This window comes from Bacillus badius NBRC 15713, assembly GCF_001591605.1.
Classification (GTDB): domain Bacteria; phylum Bacillota; class Bacilli; order Bacillales; family Domibacillaceae; genus Pseudobacillus; species Pseudobacillus badius.
This window is the reverse complement of the sequence record NZ_BCVF01000104.1, coordinates 1-844: the sequence shown is the minus strand read 5'-3', so window position 1 is coordinate 844 and position 844 is coordinate 1. Positions and strand designations below refer to the sequence as shown.

General features: G+C 48.9%; 1 pseudogene. It reads left to right on the top strand.

Annotation, left to right across the window (positions count from 1 at the left end):
* Positions 1 to 844: pseudogene (locus BBA02S_RS21105) on the top strand (hypothetical protein); the annotation flags it as partial.

Genomic DNA, 844 nt, shown 5'->3' with positions numbered 1-844 from the left:
GCTTGCTGACATACGCCGTGAAATGGCTGATATGCAACGCGAAGCTCGCAGGTTAAGCCGTGAAGTGACTGGGTTAGGTTCTTCATTTAACAATTCCTATGGCGGAATGATCGAGGAATCGCAAGCACTTAACCAGCAAGTCAACCGGCAAAGCCGAGTAATCCGCAGTTTGGCGCGAGATATGGGAACAAGTGCTACAAGGTTAGCTTCCCAGTGGGGTGACATGAGCGAAGGCGTACGGCGTTCTCTCATACAAAATCATAATAACTTGCGCCAATACCGGAGACAGCTAAGAGGCATTGAAGGCGATATGCTGAGCCTAAGCAATCAGATGGGGCATTATGCAGGATCTACAAATGATTTTATGCGTGAAGTTCAACGAATGGGCGCTGATCATAAAAGAGTTACCGATCAAATGATCAACAGCAATATTGCTTTGCGTGCATCCTATGTCCAGCAGGCAGCCACAATGCTGAATTTAAGCACAACATCCAGCAAGATCAACAAAATTTATGCACAGAGCGGCAATGCTCTGTATCAAGTGAACCGCCCGCTGTTGGCAGTCACAGACAGCATGGAGCGGTTAGCAAGGCAGGGTGATCCCGTTGTTGTGGCTTTAAGACAGCTGGGGCCGAACGCGAGCATGAAAGAGCTTCAAGACCGGATTAACCTGATTAATACCGGGATTATGCGCCAGCAATCGCTTCTCATGGTGGCCGGGGTTGCTTGGTTGGGATTTACAGCCATTCTAGCGAATGCGGCTATGGGTCCTGATGTAGAGAAGAATTTAGCAGCTCAAGCCCAAGCGTGGGCAGATTATAAACAGGCATTAGCCCAGCGAACA